Source organism: Mesorhizobium sp. M0854, from assembly GCF_040319815.1.
Lineage (GTDB): Bacteria > Pseudomonadota > Alphaproteobacteria > Rhizobiales > Rhizobiaceae > Mesorhizobium.
The window spans coordinates 37,208-57,774 of sequence record NZ_JAMYOL010000026.1 but is presented as its reverse complement, the minus strand read 5'-3'; the positions used below and the strand labels follow the sequence as shown (position 1 = coordinate 57,774).

The window sequence follows — 20,567 nt, the reverse complement described above, 5'->3', positions numbered from 1 at the left end:
GGTCCGTGCAAACGCCGACCAAACCATTCGGACGTGGTCCGTCTCATTGAACCAACGTTGAAGTCGCGTGGACTTTGCCGTCGTCGCGCACCTCGTAAAATTTGTCGTTGTCAATGTAGATAAGATGACAAACTGGTTTACCTTGGTCTTGTGAACAGGCCTTGTCGCCGTCGAAAGTCAATGGAACTTTGACCTTTATCTTAGTTTTGTTGTTCACCAAAGCTTCGCCAATGATCTGTTTTTTCTTCCAGTTCCAGACAAGAGTGGCAGTTATGGCAGCTCCAGCGTCGTATATAATTACATTTACCTTTTTCCCATTAGCAAAAGTCTTAAATTCTTCCATCGATGCTTTCTTCGCGCTACTTGGTAGATCCTCGGCCCAAGCGGACATAGCAAGTGAAAACGTAGCTACGACAACAAGCGATAACAGTTTCATCCTATCCTCCCCATCCCCCGCCGGTTTGACTGAAATGTCTATATATTCTTAAGCGAGGAGACTGAAAATTATCATGATAACAAGCTTTCAAGAAGCGGAAATCAGCGCGTCCTAGATGTCGTTGGGGACATTTGCTCAAGTTGAGCGAAGCCGCACATTCTAGCATGTTCCCTAGGATTTGCGCTTAAGCCAACGCGTTCTCGGTGTTTACAATGCGCAGACCGCCGAGCGTGTGATGCGTGGTGTTTGGATTGCGAGCCTCTTTGCACTTACCGCCGCGTATGTTGCCGACCAAGCGGGCCTTGAGGGCATCGTCTCGAAGCGCGCCGACAGCCCGTATCGAAGCGGCCCGACGACGAATTGGCTGAAGACGAAGAGCTTCACAGTCCAGGAATACGAACTATTGGGCGTCGAGCGCGAGCCGGGCAAGGCGGCATTCGCCTTGCTGGCGAAGCCCGGTACCGGAAAATATGCCGGTTCGGCTTTCATCACCTTGAACCAGGAGATGCGCGAACGGCTGTGGAAGCGTGTCCAAGAGCACGCCGGGCCACCGCCGAAGGGCAAAAACGGCCGGCGACCATGGGTCAGGCCGGGCTGAAAGCCCACGTCAAGCATCTACGGGGCGAGTTCGGATTTCGCCACGCCTCACTGCAGGATTCAGAGAGGAGTGATACCTCCAGCGAACACGGCACGAATTAGCCGGCAAACCGCGGCGGGCGGGTGCCTTGGGGACAAGATGGTAGATTGCCAATGCGTTTGCGGGTGTGGCCTTAAGTCGCAAACTATTGGCTTCAGAAGCAGGGCGTCGGGCTTCATTGACGGTGCTGCCAATACCATATGGTGATCCATAGCCTCCCAAACGAGAGAAGCTCGCCCCTGACGGGTCGCACTGCGGCCGTCACCCGGCAATTGCTGTGAACTAGGAAACCATCATGCCTGAAAATATCAGACTAACTTCGAGAGATGTCCCCCTCATTCAGCTAGGCCTCTATCAATGCCGCTTCCCGGTGAGCGAAGACCCGTCAGTACCCGGTGGTTATCGTTTTTGTGCTGGGCCAACTTCGCCGGATCGCGTCTACTGCGATCACCACCACAACATTGTGACCGCCGTGGACCCTCGTCGAGCCCGTTCGGGTCTCCACCTCGCTCAACGACGCGCTGCGTAAGTCTGACTGGCGGCGGCCTCCCGGCCAGGCGCTATGCGCTCCAAGGCCTTGGCTACGACCATTCCGTCGGCTCGGTCTGGCGCATCCTCCCTTATGCCGTCTTCGCCGATGTATCCCCCCGTCGCCCGATTGAGAACGACGACTTCTCGCCGAAGCGATCGCTTCGTAGCCCGACTGGAAGCTCAGTGTGCTTTTGTAGAGGTCGAGGGTCCAATCCAACGTCTGGACTCCACTGGAGTGCCTGCACTCGAGAGCGATTGGCTCTGCGGCAGCCGATAAGGACCAAATGCGCCATCTGCGGAAGTTCGAGGCATCGCCGATGAACGGCAGCCATCGGGCCCGTCGCAGAAGTTGGGGTGCGAGCGCACTATGGCGCAAGTCGGCCCCATTGCCGACTTTCCCGCACCCAATATTCCTATGAAGGATGATCTTGCTTTGAGGGCAACCACCGTCCACAACACAAAGGCTTCAACGGTTTTTATGCGGCCAATCGGACTTCTGCCGGGCCACAACCGGACAGCCGTTCACTCCGGCAACCCCGCGAACCGCATGTGTCCGATCCAGCGATCGAGGGCCCCGGGGGCGAGGTAGTTTTTCTCCCATTGCCTGCGTTGTTTGCTGATGGAGTCGCCGGGCGAGTCTTTGAGGAAAACCGCAAGTGCTTCCTTTGCTTCCCGCTTGTTTCCCAGACAAGCGTGGATCCCGGCAAGCATGCGCTGTGCGCCGCTCGGGATTCTAGACATTTTCCGCATCGCCGTCAGCGCAGCCCCGCAATCGTTCTTTTCGTAGAGCGCCCAGCCCATCTGCCAGTGGAACCAGTCAGGGTGGAAGGGATCGATGCCCTTGGCCTGCTCGATCCGATCAATCGCTTCGTCCGTGCGGCCAACGTTCAGCAGCACGCCTGCACTCATGACGAGGATATTCGAGTCGCTGGGGTTCAGGACAATCGCCTGATCGTACCGGGCAAGGGCCTGCTCCATCTCGCCGGCTTCGGTGTGGATGCTGGCGCGGATGTTATGCGCCTCGGAATCGTCGGGAGCGAGTAGAATAGCCTTGTCGGCGTATTCGGCGGCCCGCTTCAACGCCTCGTCGGGGTTATTTTCCTGCTTGTGCCAGAATACCGCGTCATTGCGATAGGACCAGGCCAGCCCAATATAGCCGAACTGGGCGTTCGGATCCGCTTCGATCGCCTTGAGGCTGAACTGCCTTAGCAGATCGTTCCCCGCGGCAGAGAAATTGATCTCGGCCCTTCCCATCAACTCGGCCCTTCCCATCAGGTAGTAGCGGAGCGCGCTGACCTGCGCGGCGTCACTCCTTGGCAGCGGGCGCTGGATTCTCTGCCCGACCCGATCCGCAAGCGTGCGGATGATTTCCTCCTGGACGACGAAAAAATTGCCAATCTCCCGGTTGTAGGTGTTGGCCCAGACATGCGATCCGTCATGCGCATTCAGCAACTGGGCGGTCACTTTCAGCCGGTCTCCGACCTTCTGCTGGCTGCCTTCGAGCAGGTAGTCGACGCCGAGTTCATCTCCGATCTTCCTGGTGTCGACCGGCTGGTCGCGGTACCTGAAGCTCGAGTTTCGGGCGATGACGGCATAAGTCTTGCTCCGCGAAAGCTCGGTGATGATCCCCTCGGCGACGGCATCGCTGAGATATCCCTTATCCGCGCCGGTACTGAAGTCGTCGAAGGGAAGGATCGCAATCCTCGGCATGTCGCTCGAAGGAACTGGAGCGGCTCGCCATATTTCCGCGCCGTAGTATGCGCCGATCGCTGCCGGAGCGAGAACGATTGCAGCAAGAATGAAGCCGCGCTGCGAGAATCGTGTCTTGGCACGTTCCGTGTCGGCTGCGGCGTTTGCGTCCGCCGCGTCCGACGGATTGGCATTCAGCCGGTAGCCTCTCTTTGGGAGGGTTTCCACGATCACGTGCGCGTCGTCCCTCAATGCGCGGCGAATATCGGCAATGCATTGAGTGAGGCTGTCGTCGGTCACGAAGGTCTCGGGCCAAACCGCCTGCATCAGCGCATCCTTGGACACGATTTCGCCCGGTCGCGCCGCGAGCACCGAGAGCACCTCGGCGGACTGGCTGCGAAGATTGACCGCTTTGCCTTCGACGGTTCGGAGTTCTTTGCTTTTCGTCAGGAAGGCAAAACCGCGAAACGTGATCGTTTCAGCAGATTTCAGGTCAATTTCAGGGGCCGTTCGGGACATTTCACCTTCCTGGCGCGCTTTCTAGTTTAGCCCATTCGGCCTTCGCCTCCAAGCGATCCCAGCAGCACCGGATGAAACGGAGGACGACATGAATCGCACCAAGATCATCATCGCTCTCGCTCTTCTTTTGGCAACGCAAACGGCTGCAAAACCGGATCCCCGCATCGCGAGATTCTGTGGTCCTAACCATGTCAACGAGGTTGCCTCAGACGACGTCCGTCCCAACCCCGGCGGTTATTGTGTCGCCAGCCTTAAATCGATGGATAACCGGGCCATGTTCACCGCCATCGCTGTCACAATCCTTCTGACCAACCAGGGGGAGCTAATCAGGCTCCCCGACGTGAAACCCATGACCTCCATGGCGGAGTGCAGAGCTTGGACCCATCAACAGGAGTTCATGCGCGTACTCCCCGGCTATCTCGCCACCTTCCATTACTGCGACAACGCATCAGAACCATGATTTTGCAAGGCCTGGCTGTTCACGCTCGGCCGAAGGATGGCACCACTCCTGCCGGGACCAAGGTGTCGAGATCGGGCCTGTTCCGCCGATCTGTGCGAGCGAATATTTGCTGCGCGTCAACCGTGCCGGTGGAGCGCCCGGTGCCAAGATGCCGATCCATACACATCCGGGACCGGAGGCCTTCTATGTGCTGGGCGGCAAGCTCGGCCAAAGAACGCCCCCCGGAGTGAGCTATGCCGAAGCCGGCACGACCATGGTCGGACAGGGGGTCGACATGCCGATGGAGGTGTTCAGCGCCGGCACAACCGCTCTTGATGAGCTGGCCATCTTCATGGTGGACGCCAATCGGCCGTTCTCGTCGCCGGCCAGCCTCGACTGAGGCGACGTTTCGCGGGGTGGCGCGCATGTTTGGTACGAACTGAGGCGGCACCCCAGCGAAGATCCGCAAGATTCGGGAAATTTGGATTTTCGCTTACACGCATCATCGAAGCCGTCGGGCGGCACTGGGCGCGGCGCTATCCGCATCTCAGCCGCAGCTCGCGCTGGCTCCCGGATCATATCGAGTCCGGCGGGACAAGAAAACAGTTCTCATGCTCTTGGGTCGGATGGAGGCATATATGATAGTCGCCGTCCTGCGACGGAATCTCATCACCATATGGGATGAAATATCGCTGTTGCCGCGTGATCTTCCGATGATCCCCGGTCCTCAGGATCACAACCCAGCCACCGAGACGAACATGAACCGCGCCGTTTGGGATTCGCTGACACTCGCCATGTTCGGCGTCGCCGTGACAGCAGGCCGGCGGATAGCTCCATCCGGACGGGGCATCATGTGCGCTCGAGGGAACCAAGAATCCTGACGACGAAAGGGCCGCAAGGACGACCGCGGCAGGGCTTGGCGCCGCGGCATTCCCTTTTCCGATTGCCGCTTCGGCCACATGTTGAAGCAATTACACGCCTTTATTAGCATTAGCTAACAAAAAGGTGCTGAGGCGTCATCTTATGCACCCGTTCTTGCGTTCCGTTTCGGCATGCTGTCTACCCGGTTCTATCCCGGTTGTGTGTCTCAGTTTGAAATTTCGCGTTCGCTTTCGTTACGCCGTTTCCTGCCTTTGCGTGACAACCGCGTCATCCAGAGGGCAGTGCAACATCACGACCGATGCGGAATCCGTCAAAGCGGTGCGAAACTTCGTAGGAGCAAGGTCTTCGCGAGTGCCGGGCAGGGGATATTTGTCACCACCGCCTCTCGTTCTCGAAAGTAGAGCGAGCGCTACCGAGGAAGGCCCGAGAGACGAAGTCAAGGCTGCATCTGGAGCTGATCGACGGAGAGCAGTTGCTTGAGATGCCTTACACAACCAACACGCCGAAGCCTGCCCTGCCTCCGCCGCAGGTCAAACTCGACCAGGAATGGCGGGGCGTCCATGGCCCGGGCCATTCTCGCACCCGACTTTTACCGATTACATGAGCGGATGGCCCCGTTGGGGGAGCCGCAGACGCGCTCGGCCGAAAGTGTCTGGCATTTGGTCTGAAATCGATCGGGTCGAAGCCAATTTCCGCCTGCCGCGCTTCACGCTATTGCAAGACATTCAAATTTGAGCTTCCGCACTCATGCTTTGTCGAGGGTATCTCCGTAGGTTTTAGCCGTTCTGAATCGCCGTCGGCGACGATGACGACGAAATAGGAGAACGCAATGGCTCGCAATCACGTTGAACGTCTTGGAGAGTTTAGGGAAATCTTGGTCGCGACTCGACGCGAAGGAGTCCGTAACGTGCACCACACTCGCGACGCAATGCGGGCAAGTGGCTTTCAGATCGGGGACAGCGACGGCTCCAGCTACGGAGCCGAGCTGAAGGTGCTCCAAGAGGAAATTGAGGCAGTCGATCGCGCTATCGAAGACGAGAAGCGGTTGGCCCTGGCCCTCGACAGCGCGGCTCAATCCCGCCGACCGACTAAACCGAGAATCGTGAAGGGAACATAGAGTCCGGTAAGGCCCTTGGCGCCCGTCGCGTCGATCGCCTTCGGTCGGGCCCGTCGCCGCCGTGGTGCAGTGCCCTAAGCGGACGTTTCGCTTTCGGCCCCTAGTGCGACGTAGAGCATTTGCTCGGTAAAAATCGCTCCTGTGAACTCCGACCTCGTATGGCGGACCAACAGGTTCGGCCAACATCAGGTGAGACGTAGTCCCAACAAACATGCAGTTCAGACAATCGATTACGCGTCTTTGTTGAAGTCGTGCCATGCGGCCGATCCGAAAGGATCGGCCGCATCCGGCATCCTTCACCTTCACTGACTGAAACACGCTTAAAAAAATCGGGCCCGAGTAGACTAAGTTCCATGGACTAAGTCAGAGGCCCGCAATGCGCACCGTCAATATCCACGAGGCCAAGACATCTGTCTCGTCTTGTCGACAGGGGGCCAAAGGCGAATCCTTCATTATCGCCAAATCCGGCAAGCCGATGGTCAAGGTCGTTGCCATAGACGCACCTGCGGCCGGCGAAATGCGTCGGGTGGGTTTTATGGCCGGGCGGTTTTCAGTTCCGGACGATTTTGATCGCATGGCCGATGACGAAATCGAGAAGCTGTTTGGCGGCCATGAAACTTCTTCTCGATACCCATCTTCTGCTCTGGGCGGCGGGCGAGCCCGAAAAGCTCCCGCCCGCAGCCCTCGCTGAGATCGAGAATGCCGATAACCACTTGACATTCAGCGCCGCAAGTCTCTGGGAGATTGCCTTTAAACGCGGTCTGGGGCGCCCCGACTTCAGGGTCGATGCGCGTCTTTTACGTCGGGGCCTGATAGACAATGCCTATCATGAGCTGCCAATCACCGGCGAGTATGCCATTGCGGTGGATGGGCTTCCACCCATCGACAAGGACCCCTTCGGTCGGATCCTGATTGCTCAATCGATTGTGGAAGGCATTACTTTGCTGACCGTCGACGATCTGGTCGCGCAGTATCCTGGGCCCGTCCGTCGTCTCTGATCAAGCTAGGCCCCAAGCCCCTCGGTAGGGTAGTCCAGCTATCGCTTCAGACCACCCATGAACGCCTTTACTCGAGCAGAGTCGACTTGGTTCCACCAGACGCCGTCGTGCTTCAGCGCGCTGGCGATGATGACCCCGTCGACAATGGCGAGGATATCCTTGGCATTGTCCGGCGTGACACCGCTGCCGACCAGCGTCGGCAGGCCGGCGGCCTGCTTGATCATACTTATGTAGCCCAAATCCGCGGCGTGGCCGGTGCGCTGGCCAGTGGCGATGATGGCGTCGGCGTCGAAGAAGACCAGGTCCTTGACCAGTTCCTCCACCGGGCGGTCGGCGACGATGGCGTGTGCGCCGTGCTTGACATGGGCATCGGCGAAAATGCGAATGCCGTTGGCGCGCAGCCTGGCGCGGTAGCGTGCCGCGCGGCCCGATTCGCCTTCGACAAAGCCCTCATTGGCGACGTAGGCATTTGCCCATTGATTGACTCGCACGAAGCCGGCGCCGGCTGCGCTGGCGATCGCCAGGGCCGGGATCGCGGCATTGGCCAGCACATTGATGCCGATCGGCCTGCCGAGTTCGCGGCGGATGCGGTCGGAAACCACTGCCATGTAGGCCGCCGTCTCCGGGCCGATATCATCAGGCTTGGCGAAGGGGATGTCGCCATGGTTCTCGACGATGACGCCGTCGCAGCCGCCGTCGAGATAGGCCTTGGCGTCGTCGAGCCCGCGCTGGTAGATCGCCTCGATAGCCTCGCCGTCATAGCGCGGCGCGCCGGGCAGCGGCGCCAGATGAACGACGCCGATCACCACCTTTGTGCGGCCGAAAAGGTCCACGAGCGCGTCGCCGCCAGATTGGCCGAGCTGGGTCATGAGAGCTCCATTTGATCGATGAGCGCCGCCATCTCGGAGGCGGAAGGACAGGATGCCAGCGTACCCGGCCGTGTCACGGCGATTGCGGCGGCGGCGAGCGCCAGCTTCAGCGCCGAGATGACCGGCATGCCACGGGCAAGCCCACCGGCCAGACAGCCGCAGAACACATCGCCCGCGCCGCTGGTGTCGAGCGCCTCGACCTGCGGCACCGGCAAGCGAAGCGGTTCCGTCCGGTCCGTGCCAAGCACGATACAGCCTGCGGCACCGAGGGTGATGACGACGGTGCCTGCGCCTTTGGCCACCAGCGCGCCAGCGGCTGCTGTCATGTCATCCCGGCCGGTCAAGATTTGCGCTTCGGATTGGTTGACCACCAGAACCTCCGCCAGGCCGAGATCGGGCAGCGAGGCCGTGTCGATCGGGCTGGCGTTGAGAACGGTGCGCGCACCGTTTTCCTTTGCTGCTCTGAGGCAGGCATTGGTCACGGCAGTCCGCAAATTTCCCTGGCAGACGAGGGTGTCGCCGGGGGCGATCCAGCGGACAAGTGCTGTCTGCGTCACCGGATCGAAGGCTTCGCTGCAAGCGACGCCGCTGACGATGAAATTCTCTCCGCCTTTATCGACGACGATGGTCGAGCGGTCGCTCGGCAGCTCGAATTCGCTCACCTCAAGGTCTGACAGCTCGCTGTCGAGGCGGCTCCTGATCCATGCGCCTGCGGGGTCCTTGCCGAGCGCCGTCCAGAACGTCACCTCTGCACCAGTCCGTGCTGCTGCGACCGCCTGGTTGGCGCCTTTGCCGCCGAGACCGTCGGCGTAGCTCACGGCATTCAAAGTCTCGCCCGCGGCAGGGAAGCGGCCGACACGAAACATGGTGTCGACGCAGGCATTGCCGACGACGTGGACATGCATGACTCAGCTCTCACCGGTCGCCCAGCCCAGCATCTGTTCGAACAGGGTCTTGTAGCCTGGCCAGGCGATGAATTGCGGCGGCAGCCAATGCGGCCCGACATCGGATGTCCAGGCCACGGTGCGGCCCTTGCCGTAATGGCCGGTGACAAGCAGCGGCAGCGAGCCATAGTCCGACGACACGCTGGCCAGGACCTCGGCCCCGTCGTTCAGCGTCACCTCGTTAAAACCGAGCAGGATCGGCCAGTCCGAGCCGAGGCCCCTGAGGATGGGATGGCTCGACCCTGGTTTTGGCACCGGCGCAAAACCTTCGGGAACCTCGACGCGGTCGTCGTAGGCCAGGCAGTTCACCGGTAGCACGTCCTCGACCGGGGTCTTGTGGTAGCGCGCGCCGCCATTGATGCCCTGGAAGCTGTAGTAACCGCCGAACATCAATAGACCGCCGCCGCCGCTGACGTAATCGCGGAGCAGGCGCAGGCGGTTCGGCGTCGGCTTGGAGTGGACCCAGGTGTCGGGATGCAGCAGCAGCGTGTTGGCGCCGATGTCGGAGAGCACGACCGCGTCATAGGCCGACAGCGCCTCCATGGTCTGTGGAAAGCCGCGCTGCGCCTCATGCGCCGGCATGAACATGACGTCGAAGTCGGTCGCCTTCAGTGCGCCCAGCAACTCGTCTGCGCCGGTGTGGTAGGTAACGGTCGGAAACTGGTCGAAACCCTTGATATGGGTCGCGGTCGACACCCAGGATTCGCCGGCAAGCAGGATCTTCTTCTTGGACATTTGAACTCCAGTGTAATTCCAGGCCGCTTAGAGCCGCGCGAATACGCTTTTCGGATTGGCGATCAGCATGCGGTCGATGGCCGGCTGCTCGACGCCGTGGCGTTTCAGGCGCGGTATGAAATGCTTCAGGATATAGCCATAGCCGAAGCCGCCGAAGCGCGTCAGCATGATCTTGAGGAACACATCCTGCGACAACAGCAGGCGGTCGCCGAAGCCCGCCTCGACAAGGGCGGCGATGGCGCGTGCGTTCTCTTCGTCGGAGGGCGATTGCGCGTCCTGGTCGGCATAATAATAGTCCATGCCGATCATGTCGTATTCGAGGAACGCGCCGCGCCGGGCGAGGCTTTTCTGGTAATCGGGATCGTCGTGGCTCGGGTTCATGTGGCAGAGCACGGTGTGGCGAAGATCGGCGCCCTCGGCCTCGACGATATCGAGCACGTCGTGCGCCAGCCGCTCCCAGCCAGGCAGATGGATCGACAGCGGCACGCCGGTTATGCGCGAGGCGCGCGCCGAAGCCCGCAGCGACTTGCGTTCCTCGGCGGTGAAATCCTTGCTGACGCCGACTTCGCCGATCAGCCCGGCCATGATCGGCGGCTGCGTCTCGCCGCCGCCGACATCGTTGACGATGAACTCGGTCACGGCGTCCACCTCCATCGCCTTCAGCCATTCGGGATGGGTGTGCTCGAGATAGAAGCCGGTGCCCATGACGATCTTCAGGCCGGACATGCGGCTGATGCGGGCGAGCTTTTCGGGGTCGCGGCCGATGCCGATATTGGTGGCATCGACGACGGTGTGGCCGCCCAGCGCGCGATAGCGCTGCAGCTCCGACAGCGCCAGGTCGGCGTCGTCGAGCGAAACGTTGTCGCGGTTGACGTAAGGGTTCATGCGCAACTCGCCGATGATCTCGATGTTCACCGGCTGCTCGGCGATCGCCATGTCGTCGGGATGGCAGGGGCATTTCCAGCTGCGCGCGCCATCGAGCAAGATGTGCTCGTGCATCAGCGTGATGCCCATGTCGTCGACCGGAACCGGGCCGAGCACGGTCATCACATGGCCTGTTTCGACCCCGATCGCCAGCCGCTGGCCCGGCACTGCGTCATCGAACAGACCGCTCATCGGCTCAACGGCTCCGCACGGCGCCGCGAAACAGGCGGAAGTTCAGCCAGATGGCGATCAGGATGATCGTTCCAGTGACTATCGGCGTCAGGAAAGGCGACAGATGCGCCAGGATCAGGCCGTTGCCGATGACGGCCACGGTCAGCGCGCCGAGCACCGTGCCGATGATCGTTCCGCGGCCGCCGAACAGGCTGGTGCCGCCGAGCACGACGGCGGCGATGACTTCCAGCTCGAAACCCTGGCCGGCATTCGAAGATCCCGATCCAAGCCGGGCAGCAATAATGATCCCGGCAAGGGCTGCCGCGGTGGCGGAAATCACATAGACGAAGAGCGTCGTCTGCCGCGTGTTGACGCCGGCGCGCCGCACCGCCTCGGCATTGGCGCCGATACCGGTGACATAGCGGCCGAATGGCGTCTCGTTGAAGGCGAGATAGGCGATGGCCAGGATCGCCAGCGCGATCAGCGCCGGCACCGGCACGCCAAGAAACCAGGCGCGGCCCAGCACGGTGAAAGCGCTTCCTGGCTCGATGGGGATGGAATAGCCGCCGGTGATCAGCAGCGCCACGCCACGGATCACCGAAAGCCCGGCAAGCGTGACGATGAAGGACGGGATGCCCTCATAGGCAATGAAATAGCCCTGTACCGCCCCAAGCAGGGCACCGAGCGCCAACATGGCGAGGATAACGACTGGCCACGGCAGGCCAAACTGCAAAACCGTCGCCGACAGCGTCGCCACCAGCGCCAGCACGGAGCCGACCGAAAGATCGATGCCGCCAGTGGTGATGACGAAAGTCATTGCCGCGGCGACGATCAGCAGCGGCGCCGACTGCCGCAGGATGTTCAACAGATTGGGCGATGTCAGAAACGCGTCGGTCGCAACCGAGAAGATGATGCAGACGACCAGAAAGAACAGCGCGATCGAGACGACGCTGCCATTGGCGAGCAGCGCATCGCGCCAGGTGCCCCTGCGTACTCGTGAGGGCTGGGCGGTGTGGATCGCGTCGCTCATGCCGGCGCTCCACCGCGATAGCCGTTGGTGGCGGAACGCGCACTGAACTTGCGGCCGACGATCAGATTGACCACGTCTTCGATATTGGTCTCGCCGATCAGCCGCTCGGCGACATTGCGCCCTTCATACATGACCTGGATGCGATCGCAGACGAGGAACAGATCCTGCAGCCGGTGGGTGATCAGGATGACGCTGACACCGCGCGCACTGACCGCGCGGATCAGTTCGAGCACCGCCTCGACTTCGGCCACGGCAAGCGCTGCCGTCGGCTCGTCCATGATCAGCACGGCCGGCTCGAACGAGGCGGCGCGGCCGATCGCGATCGATTGGCGCTGCCCGCCGGAGAGGTTTTCGACCTTGAGCCGCGTGTCTGCAATGACGATACCGAGCCGATCGAGCATCTGGCGCGTCTCGTCATGCATGCGCTTCTTGTCGAGAAAGGAAATGCCTGCGATGCGGCGGCGCGGCTCGCGGCCGAGAAACAGATTGCCGGCAACATCGACCGTGTCGCACAGCGACAGGTCCTGGTAGACCATCTCGACGCGCGCCGCACGTGCGTCCGCCGGCGAGCTGAAGATCACCGGCTTGCCGTCGATCTCGATGGTGCCGGCGTCGGGAACCACTGCCCCCGACAGCACCTTGCTCAATGTCGACTTGCCGGCGCCATTGTCGCCGACCAGCCCCAGCACCTCGCCCGGCTTCAGCGTCAGCGACACGTCATCGAGCGTCTGGATGGCGTTGTAGCGCTTTGAGATGCCGCTCATCCGCACCCGATAGGTCTGGCCACTGCTCATCTGGAATTCCACGCGATTGCAAGGGATCCGCGGCGCAGCCTCGGGCGGCGCCGCGGCTCGGTCGCCGACGCAGTTTACTTGAACATCGCGCGATATTGGTCGACATTCTTCTTGGTCACGATCGTCACCGGGATATTGATGATCGGGTCGATTTTCTCGCCCTTCTTGATCTTGCCCAGCGCTTCGACCGCGGCCTTGCCTTCGCCGGCCGGATCCTGCTGCACGACCGCCACCACCCAGCCGTCATCGATGCCCTGAACGGCCTGCTTGGTCAGGTCCCAGCCGAACACCTTGACGTCGCCGGTGCGGCCCTGGCTGGTCACCGCCGAAACGGCGCCGAGCAAGGCCGGCTCTCCGGTCGCATAGAGCGAGTTCATGTCGGGATTGGCCGTCATCAGGTTTTCCGAAGCGCTCAACGCGGTCTCCTGAACGTTCTGGCCGTCGACTGTGTCGAGGAAGGTGACGCCCTGGCCGCTTTCGGTCACCGCCTTCTTGAAGCCGTCGAGCCGCTGGTTCTGGATGAATGAATTGAGTGCGCCGACGATGCCGATCTTGGCCTTGCCGGCCATATCGGTCTTCACATAGTCGGCGTAGAATTTGCCGATGTCCTCGCCGGCCTTGGTGTTGTCGACGCCGATGAACGAAATATTGTCGCCGTCGGGGATCTGCGCGTCGATGGCTATGACGGGAATGCCGGCCGCCTTGGCTGCAGTAATCGCAGGCTTGACGCCGTTGACGTCGATGGCGACCAGAATGATGCCGTCGACTTTCTGCGTGATGTAGTTCTCGATCGCGTCGTTCTGCGCGCTCGGCACATTGTTGGCGTTGAAAATGACCAGCTTGGCGCCAGCGGCGTCGGCAGCCTTTTGCGCGCCTTCGTTGATCTGGTTGAAGAACAGGGCCTGCTGGTTGATGTTAACGAGAGCGAACGTATCGGCAAGCGCCGATCCCATGGCTGCCGAGCCCATGGCGATGGCGGCGGCACAGCCGGCGAGAAGTTTGAACAGACGCATTTCGGTTCCCCTTGCTTGCGGACCAGACCTCGGCTGGTCCCGTTGGTGCTACAGGCACGAGGCAAGCATTCAAGAGACTTGAATATTTGTCAATCCAAATGAACGCAGAGCGTTGCTCAGAAAGTCGCCGGCGTGTTGACCCAGAAAATGCTAGCGCGTTCCTCGCCGATGTTGCGGTAATGATGCGGCAGCTCCGACCTGAACACGAAGGCATCACCCGTGGCGAGAGCATGGCTCTTGCCGTCGACGATCAGTTCGATCCGCCCGGCGAGCACGTAGCCGACTTCCTCGCCGGCATGCTGGATCGGACCTTCGCTCGAGCCCTCTGCCTCGATGTGATGGATGTTGCATTGTAAGAGGTGGCCAGGCGAATACGGGATGATGCGTTCGAGCGAAATTCCTTCGCCACGCCGTAGCGCGTCGAGCGCGATCAAAGGCCTTGCGCCCGCCCGGAATACGATCGCCTCGTCGTCGTCGACTTGCTCGAACATCCAGCCGATGTTGGTGTCGAGAACCTCGACCAGACGGTGAAGCATGGGCAGGGACGGCGAAGCCTTGCCGTTCTCGATCTTGGACAGCAGGCTTTCCGAGCAATTCGCAGCCGCGGCCAGCGTCTTCAGCGTCATGCCGCGTGTCTGGCGGGCGAGGCGCAGCCGAGTTCCAAGTCTTGCGGCATTTACGGTGGCGTCCGTTTCTGATTCTGGCCGCCGTCGATCGATTTTGTTCATCTGTTCGCCAACCATTCAACGGTCAAGGGCAACTATCGCGCGAGCAAAAGACCTCGGCTGACGATTTGCAAGTGCTGATGCGTCAAATTCGAGACTGCAGCCGCAGCTGCCTCATCCGGCGAATGCCGCTCCCGCATGAACCGTGCTGATGATCCCGCGCCAGTTACCCCCTATCGCTTGGCTGTCCATCGTGGTCGAAGTCGCCAGCCGTTACCGCGTTTGCGTCACGTGGCGAGTGGACTTGGAACGACAATGCGGGCAAGGCGGGCCACGCAGCCAATCTACACAACCACGGCGCGCCGACACGATCAAATCTGGACTGTCACCGAATTGCGGAGCGCGCCCAGAAGTCACCTGCGGCAGCGCTCCATGGAATTACGCCCAGGGCGCGCAGGCTCTCGATAGCCGCGACGTATCCAATGAAATCGCTGGGGCAGTCGCGCACCGCTTTAGCTTCGGCAATTTTGAAGAAAGTCCAACAGAATTAATTGGACTAGCACATTGCTTATGTAAGTTGCGGAAGCGACGCGCGGTTAATGCTTTAGAAGTATAGATACATCGACACGAGGTGCGAAGAAGCAACGCCAATACAGCTGGTTGGTTACAACATATTTATTTTCGCAGATATGGTATTGCCCGTCCGGGGATTCCTGTACCCGGTCCCGTGGGATGGTGAAATTATGCGGCAAATAAGTGTACCCGCCGTCCACCCTGGACCGCACCGAAGACCGGGGTACGGCGCGGCAATCTGAACCGCCGCAGCACTTGAATTTGGTCTGTGGGTCAATCTTATCTTGGTACCAATCATGGGCGTTAGCGGCTGTTGCGGCGGCGATACACATCGCCGTGAAGATGAGCCTTCGCATGGCATTCCTCAAGTATCTGGCAGGCGCTGCTCGTTGGGTTTCCATGTATATTAGCTTTCCATTGAAAATACCATTGGCCCCGACCGACTTAACGCAGCTCCAGCAAGCGACGCTCGCAACGGAAGACCGCATTGGGTCACGTCAGGACGACACTTGCGCCGACCAAAGGTCAGCTCTTGTCGCTCCGGGTTGGAGACCCGACCGTCTGCTCTGCGCCAATGTCGGCCGTAGACGTCGGTCTTGCCATTGCCCGGAAGCAGACGTCGCCCAAAGCGGGAGCGATCGTGGTTGCGCGACATCTCGAGCACAGACTAGCTATAGTGGAGCGTTACGGCGACCCAGCAGCAGAGCGATGCCCAACGCCGGAAGCGTCGCCGTCGCGACGACGAGGAAGACGAATTGCAGGCCGGCCGACGCGGCGACCAAGCCGAGCGCCGGGCTGCCGAAGCCGAGCGCCACGTCGAGGAAGACGGTGTACAGTCCCATGGCCAGGCCGCGGCTGCGTTGCGGAAGATGGCTTACGGCCTCGGCACCGAAACCGGGATAGACCAGCGAGTAGCCAAGGCCAGTCAGGCCCGCTCCGATGGCGGCGAGAACAGGCCCGGGCGCAAGCCAGGTCAGCATCAGCCCTGCCGCCTCGACCGCCACGAAGATCACAGCGACGCGCGCGCCCCCCAACCTGTCAGGCAGGTGGCCGAAGCACAGCCTTGCCGCGATCAGCGACGCGGCATAAGCGGTGAAGGGAAGCCAGACCGGCTGCCAGCCGCGTTCGGCAAAGAGCAGCGCGCCAAAGGACAGGATCGCGCCATAGCCAAGGCTGCTGAAAGCAGCTCCGACGCCGGGAAGCCAGACCGCTTGCGCCACGCTCGTCCATGACTGTCGCGCGGCGCTCGCGGCGAGGCTGGTGCCACGCATAGGCAGTATGGCAAGCAGCGTCGCAAGCGGCAGGCCGACCGTCGCGAGTGCGATCGCGGCGAAGCCGCTCGCCGCGTAAAGCGCAGATCCGATCGGCGCGCCTAGCGCGAGCGCCGCGAACATCGCCATGCCCACCCAGGCTATGACCTTTCCGGAGTTCTGTCCGCCTGCAAGGGAGAGACCCCAGGCGACGCCGCCGGTGATGATGAAGCTCTCAGACGCGCCCAGTACCGCCCGGCCGGCGAAGAGCGCCGATGCGGACGCTATCGGCCGGTCGAGCAATGCCAGCGAGCCGAGGTAAATGAACCCCGCCAGGGCAGCGGCAATGAGGCCGACGATGACGGCCCGCTTGCCGCCGCGCCCATCGGCATAATTTCCGGCTCCAATGCGCGACAGCATCGAGGCGACAAACTGGCTGCCCGTCACCAGCCCGACTGCGAAGGGGCCGAAGCCGAGCTGCTGGTGAAGATGCAGCGGCAGGACGGGTAGCACCAAGCCGATCAGGAGGAAGCCGGCGAAGACAGCCGCCATGATTGGCACCAGTTCCGCCATCGCGCCATTTCGGTCAGAAGTCCGCGCCATTGTGGCCATCGATGACATGTTGACAGTCGGGCTGTTCCGATCAGTAACGTTCGTAGGTCACGCGCCAGCCTTCGGCCGGATTGTCCGGGGTGAGGACCAGTTTGTTGTCCGAGACTTCGAATTTGCGTTTCATGCTCTTCCCGACAAGATTGCGGACCACGGAGGACTCGATCGTGATGACGAAGGTCTTGTCCTGGTCGTTGATGGCGACCGGCCCGTAATAGGCTTCGTAGCCATTGGCTGTATAAGGCGTGTCCGGCGCCTTGGCGTCGGGGTTCTGGGCCTGCACCGAGAGGGTGCCGGCCTCGGTGAAGATGACCTGGCCGGAATATGGCACGGGCTTGAGGTTTCCATCGGCACCGGCCTCGAGCGACCTCATGCGCCATGCGCCAATGATCGGGGACTCTTGGGAGAAAGCCGGCGTGATAACTGAAAGCGCAAGGGCGGCGATCTTCAATCTCATCGTCATATGCGTTGTTCCTTTTCTGATTGTTGTGGGTGCGGACAGGCCGTCCGTCCAATCTTCCCTCACACCGAAAGCATGACCTTGATGGCGCGCCGCTCGTCCATGGCGCGGTAGCCTTCAGCGACCTCGGCCAACGGCAGCTTGAGGTCGAAGACCTTGCCGGGCTTGATCCGACCTTGCAGCACACGGTCCATAAGGTCGGGCAGGAAGCGGCGCACTGGCGCCGGGCCGCCCAACATGCGCTTCTGGCCGAAGAATAGTTTTTGGCCGTCGAAGCTCACGCCGTGCGGCACCCCGACATAGCCGATGGTGCCGCCGGGGCGAGAGCAGGCCAGCGCCTGGTCGAAGGATTCCGCCGTGCCGACGCATTCCAGCACCGAGTCCGCGCCGACGTCCTTGGTGAGCTCTTTGATCCGAGCCACACCTTCCTCGCCGCGCTGAGCGACGATGTCGGTGGCGCCAAACTCGCGGGCAAGTTTTTGGCGGCTGACGTGCCGGCTCATGGCGATGATGCGCTCGGCGCCCATCTCCTTGGCCGCAAGCACGCCCATCAGGCCGACCGCACCGTCGCCGACCACCACCACCGTCGATCCTTCTCGGACCTCGGCTGCGTCGGCCGCATACCAGCCGGTGCCTAGCACATCGGACACGGCCAGCAGGTCGGGGATGAGTTCGGCCGGCGGCACCTCGGCGGTGGCGACCAGTGTGCCATCCGCCAACGGCACGCGGGCATAAGGCGCCTGCGCGCCCGACATGAATTCGCGTTGCACGCAGGACGACTGGAAGCCGAAGCGGCAGTGCGGGCAGGTATTGTCGGAGAGACAGAACGAGCCGACGACGAACTGGCCGGGACGGACCGTGCGCACCTCTGCGCCGACCTCGACGACGATGCCACAATATTCGTGGCCCATATGCATCGGGCCGTCGACCGGCTGCAGCCCGCGATAGGGCCACAGGTCCGAGCCGCAGATGCAGCTTGCCGAGAGCTTGATGATGGCGTCCGTTGGCTGCATGATTTTCGGATCGGCGATTTCCTCGCAGCGGATGTCGCCCGGTTTGTGAAGAACAGTTGCGAGCATTTTGGTTCCTTTCGAGTGGAGAAGATCAGGCGCCGTAGTCGGCGTCGCTGACATGTTCCAGCCAGTCCACGACCTTGCCGTCTTTGACCTCCTGGAGGGCAATGTGGGTCATGGCGGTCTGAGGCGACGCGCCGTGCCAGTGCTTTTCGCCGGGCGCGAACCAGACGACGTCACCCGGACGGATTTCTTCGACCAGGCCACCCTCGCGCTGCACGCGGCCAAGGCCCGAGACGACGATCAGCGTCTGGCCGAGCGGATGCGTATGCCAGGCGGTGCGGGCGCCGGGCTCGAAGGTCACCTGTGCGCCTTGGACCCGCCCGGCATCGAAGGGATTGAAGAGCGGATCGATCCGCACCGTGCCAGTGAACCAGTCAGGCGACCCCTTGGCGGAAGGCCTCGTGCCTGCGCGAAGAATGTCCATGGTGATGTCCTTGTGTCCTCAAATGCGTTCGATGCGAAGCGGGAACGCGCCGCGAATGTGCAGGGCCTGCTCGCCCTCATCGAAGCGGCCGAGCCTGATCAGCCCGGGATGGCGATAGTCGGCGTAGAACATGGCCAGGTTGCCCCAGGGCATGAAATAACAAAGGTCATAGGGCTGCTCGTTGGCGAACGGACCGCTTCCCTCTTCAGTCAGCTTGCGCGGCAGATAGGCGATCTTCTCGTTATGCGCGTAGTCCTCGATCTTGAGGTCGAGCGGCAGCATGGAGAAGAAGTCGCGCGCCGACGGATTGTCGTAGAGCGTGGCGGTCATGGTGCGGCCGTTGAAAACCATCCTGATCTTCATGTCGGTGGGCTCCTGGCTGACTGAGGCTTCGCGGTCTTGGCCGGCGGCTGCGCGAGGCAGGGCCGCCACCGCGAGCGCGGCGCCGAGCAATGTCCGGCGGCTGAGCGGCGCACGCTCGATGGTCATGGCAAAGACCTCCGGGCCATATGCGATGCGGCAAAGGCGGCGAGCGCCGATCCGCAGAGCAGCACCGCGCCGAAAGTGAATGCTCCCCACCAGCCGACCGTATCGAAGAGCGTGCCGCCGATCGCGGCACCGCCTGTAATGGCGAGCTGGATGACGGCTACCTGCAACCCGCCGCCGGCCTCTGCGTCGTCCGGCAACGTTCGGCTGAGCCACGTGCCCCAGCCAACCGGCGCGGCCGTGCCGAAGAAGCCCCAGGCAACGAGCAGCAGCGCTGTGGGAACCGGCAAGGCACCGACGGCGATGAGCACAGCTGCCAGCGCGGCCATGACCAGCGGGATGACGATGAGGATGCTGAACAGGCGCGTGCGCAAAAGCCGGCCGACGCACCATGTGCCGAGCACCCCTGCCAGCCCCATCGCCAGCAGGATCGCCGAAAGCTCGGCGATGTCGAGCCGAGTGACGCTCTCGAGGAAGGGCCGCAGATAGGTGAAGAGCGCGAACTGACCCATGAACAGCATCATGATTGACGCCATGCCGGTGGCGACAGGAAGACCGCCGAGGAGCGCCAGCGGATTGCCTGGACGCTTCCTCCGGCGCGGGGGCAGCGCCGGCAGGCTTGTCCACTGCCAGACCAGCGCCAGGACCCCAAGCGGCACGACGAGGAAGAAAGCGCCGCGCCAGCCGACATAGGCGCCAAGAAAACTGCCCAGCGGCGCGGCGACGGTGGCCGCAATGGCATTGCCAGCGTTTAGCATGGCGAGACCCTTCGGAACCATGTCTTGCGGCACGAGGCGCATGACGATCGCGGTCGACATCGACCAGAACCCGCCGATCGCGATGCCGAGCAGCGCCCGGCCGACCATGAGGAACGCGTAGTTCGGCGCGAAAGTGACAGCGAGCCCGGATACGATCAGGAGAAGGGTGAAGCCGGTCACAACCAGGCGGCGGTCGATCCGGCGTGTGAGGCCCGCGACCAGCAGGCTGGTCACGACGGCGAAAGCGCCCGAAATCGAGATCGCCTGTCCCGTGCGGCCCTCGGTGATGCCGAGATCGGCCGCTAGCGGCGACAGCAGGCTGACCGGCATGAATTCCGACGCGATGAGCACGAAAACACACAGCGCCATCGACAACACCGCGCCCCATGCGGCGCGGTCTTCGACAAGCCTTGTGTCGTAGGTCGTCTCCATGATTGGCATCCTTGCAAGGCGACTGGGGCGGATCAGCCGCCCATCCCCGTCGCCATGCCGGAAGATATTGCAGAGGAACCCATTCTATTAGACTGAGTAATTCGCA

Annotated in this window: 22 protein-coding genes; 6 read left to right on the top strand and 16 right to left on the bottom strand. The window is 61.8% G+C overall.

Annotation, left to right across the window (positions count from 1 at the left end; all coding sequences use genetic code 11):
• Positions 1–43: 43 nt before the first annotated feature.
• Positions 44–436, bottom strand: a complete 393-nt coding sequence (locus tag NKH99_RS26565; protein WP_352503416.1) for a hypothetical protein — start codon at positions 434–436, stop codon at positions 44–46.
• 235 nt (positions 437–671) lie between these two features.
• Here NKH99_RS26565 and NKH99_RS26560 point away from each other — a divergent pair, with 235 nt between their 5' ends.
• On the top strand, positions 672–1,034 hold the full coding sequence (locus NKH99_RS26560) for a hypothetical protein (RefSeq protein ID WP_353016482.1): 363 nt from the start codon (positions 672–674) through the stop codon (positions 1,032–1,034).
• 1,092 nt (positions 1,035–2,126) lie between these two features.
• Here the strand turns inward: NKH99_RS26560 and NKH99_RS26550 are convergent.
• Positions 2,127–3,812 carry a winged helix-turn-helix domain-containing tetratricopeptide repeat protein gene (locus tag NKH99_RS26550; protein WP_353016480.1) on the bottom strand — a complete coding sequence of 562 codons (1,686 nt, stop codon included), beginning with the start codon at positions 3,810–3,812 and terminating at the stop codon, positions 2,127–2,129.
• Between the two features lie 88 nt (positions 3,813–3,900).
• Here NKH99_RS26550 and NKH99_RS26545 point away from each other — a divergent pair, with 88 nt between their 5' ends.
• From NKH99_RS26545 to NKH99_RS26525, 5 genes are all read left to right on the top strand, one after another.
• Positions 3,901–4,272, top strand: a complete 372-nt coding sequence (locus tag NKH99_RS26545; RefSeq protein WP_352503419.1) for a hypothetical protein — start codon at positions 3,901–3,903, stop codon at positions 4,270–4,272.
• A 148-nt stretch (positions 4,273–4,420) separates the two neighbouring features.
• Positions 4,421–4,651 (top strand): hypothetical protein, encoded by a 231-nt coding sequence (locus NKH99_RS26540; protein WP_352780213.1) that lies wholly within the window; start codon positions 4,421–4,423, stop codon positions 4,649–4,651.
• Between the two features lie 1,311 nt (positions 4,652–5,962).
• Positions 5,963–6,250: a hypothetical protein gene (locus tag NKH99_RS26535; protein ID WP_352780211.1), complete on the top strand. Its 288-nt coding sequence runs from the start codon at positions 5,963–5,965 to the stop codon at positions 6,248–6,250.
• A 376-nt stretch (positions 6,251–6,626) separates the two neighbouring features.
• Positions 6,627–6,941: a type II toxin-antitoxin system Phd/YefM family antitoxin gene (locus NKH99_RS26530; protein ID WP_353016477.1), complete on the top strand. Its 315-nt coding sequence runs from the start codon at positions 6,627–6,629 to the stop codon at positions 6,939–6,941.
• Positions 6,862–7,248: a type II toxin-antitoxin system VapC family toxin gene (locus tag NKH99_RS26525; protein ID WP_353016474.1), complete on the top strand. Its 387-nt coding sequence runs from the start codon at positions 6,862–6,864 to the stop codon at positions 7,246–7,248. The genes NKH99_RS26530 and NKH99_RS26525 overlap by 80 nt, the downstream gene beginning before the upstream one ends.
• Positions 7,249–7,286: 38 nt before the next feature.
• On the opposite strand, the gene NKH99_RS26520 is transcribed toward NKH99_RS26525, so the two are convergent.
• The 14 genes from NKH99_RS26520 to NKH99_RS26455 form a co-directional block, all read right to left on the bottom strand.
• A complete protein-coding gene (locus NKH99_RS26520; protein ID WP_352474307.1) occupies positions 7,287–8,117 on the bottom strand; it encodes a BtpA/SgcQ family protein in 831 nt (276 codons plus the stop codon).
• Positions 8,114–9,022 (bottom strand): ribokinase, encoded by a 909-nt coding sequence (locus tag NKH99_RS26515; RefSeq protein WP_352503421.1) that lies wholly within the window; start codon positions 9,020–9,022, stop codon positions 8,114–8,116. Before NKH99_RS26515 ends, NKH99_RS26520 begins: the two co-directional genes overlap by 4 nt.
• A gap of 3 nt (positions 9,023–9,025) precedes the next feature.
• Positions 9,026–9,796: a glutamine amidotransferase gene (locus NKH99_RS26510; protein WP_353016469.1), complete on the bottom strand. Its 771-nt coding sequence runs from the start codon at positions 9,794–9,796 to the stop codon at positions 9,026–9,028.
• Between the two features lie 27 nt (positions 9,797–9,823).
• Positions 9,824–10,912 (bottom strand): phosphotriesterase family protein, encoded by a 1,089-nt coding sequence (locus tag NKH99_RS26505; RefSeq protein ID WP_353016467.1) that lies wholly within the window; start codon positions 10,910–10,912, stop codon positions 9,824–9,826.
• Between the two features lie 4 nt (positions 10,913–10,916).
• Positions 10,917–11,921 (bottom strand): ABC transporter permease, encoded by a 1,005-nt coding sequence (locus NKH99_RS26500; protein WP_352503424.1) that lies wholly within the window; start codon positions 11,919–11,921, stop codon positions 10,917–10,919.
• Positions 11,918–12,715 carry an ATP-binding cassette domain-containing protein gene (locus NKH99_RS26495; protein WP_023721835.1) on the bottom strand — a complete coding sequence of 266 codons (798 nt, stop codon included), beginning with the start codon at positions 12,713–12,715 and terminating at the stop codon, positions 11,918–11,920. The genes NKH99_RS26500 and NKH99_RS26495 overlap by 4 nt, the downstream gene beginning before the upstream one ends.
• 74 nt (positions 12,716–12,789) lie before the next feature.
• Positions 12,790–13,728 (bottom strand): ABC transporter substrate-binding protein, encoded by a 939-nt coding sequence (locus NKH99_RS26490; protein WP_352542622.1) that lies wholly within the window; start codon positions 13,726–13,728, stop codon positions 12,790–12,792.
• A 116-nt stretch (positions 13,729–13,844) separates the two neighbouring features.
• On the bottom strand, positions 13,845–14,456 hold the full coding sequence (locus tag NKH99_RS26485) for a cupin domain-containing protein (RefSeq protein ID WP_023679230.1): 612 nt from the start codon (positions 14,454–14,456) through the stop codon (positions 13,845–13,847).
• Between the two features lie 1,181 nt (positions 14,457–15,637).
• On the bottom strand, positions 15,638–16,819 hold the full coding sequence (locus NKH99_RS26480; RefSeq protein ID WP_353016464.1) for an arabinose transporter: 1,182 nt from the start codon (positions 16,817–16,819) through the stop codon (positions 15,638–15,640).
• Between the two features lie 40 nt (positions 16,820–16,859).
• A complete protein-coding gene (locus tag NKH99_RS26475; RefSeq protein WP_353016462.1) occupies positions 16,860–17,198 on the bottom strand; it encodes a lipocalin-like domain-containing protein in 339 nt (112 codons plus the stop codon).
• A 149-nt stretch (positions 17,199–17,347) separates the two neighbouring features.
• Complete coding sequence (locus NKH99_RS26470) at positions 17,348–18,364, bottom strand: zinc-dependent alcohol dehydrogenase family protein (RefSeq protein WP_352503430.1); 1,017 nt, start codon at positions 18,362–18,364, stop codon at positions 17,348–17,350.
• A 25-nt stretch (positions 18,365–18,389) separates the two neighbouring features.
• On the bottom strand, positions 18,390–18,785 hold the full coding sequence (locus tag NKH99_RS26465; RefSeq protein ID WP_352542625.1) for a (R)-mandelonitrile lyase: 396 nt from the start codon (positions 18,783–18,785) through the stop codon (positions 18,390–18,392).
• A gap of 18 nt (positions 18,786–18,803) precedes the next feature.
• Positions 18,804–19,274 carry a cyclophilin-like fold protein gene (locus NKH99_RS26460; RefSeq protein WP_353016459.1) on the bottom strand — a complete coding sequence of 157 codons (471 nt, stop codon included), beginning with the start codon at positions 19,272–19,274 and terminating at the stop codon, positions 18,804–18,806.
• Positions 19,271–20,461 (bottom strand): MFS transporter, encoded by a 1,191-nt coding sequence (locus tag NKH99_RS26455; RefSeq protein ID WP_353016457.1) that lies wholly within the window; start codon positions 20,459–20,461, stop codon positions 19,271–19,273. Before NKH99_RS26455 ends, NKH99_RS26460 begins: the two co-directional genes overlap by 4 nt.
• Positions 20,462–20,567 lie beyond the last annotated feature (106 nt).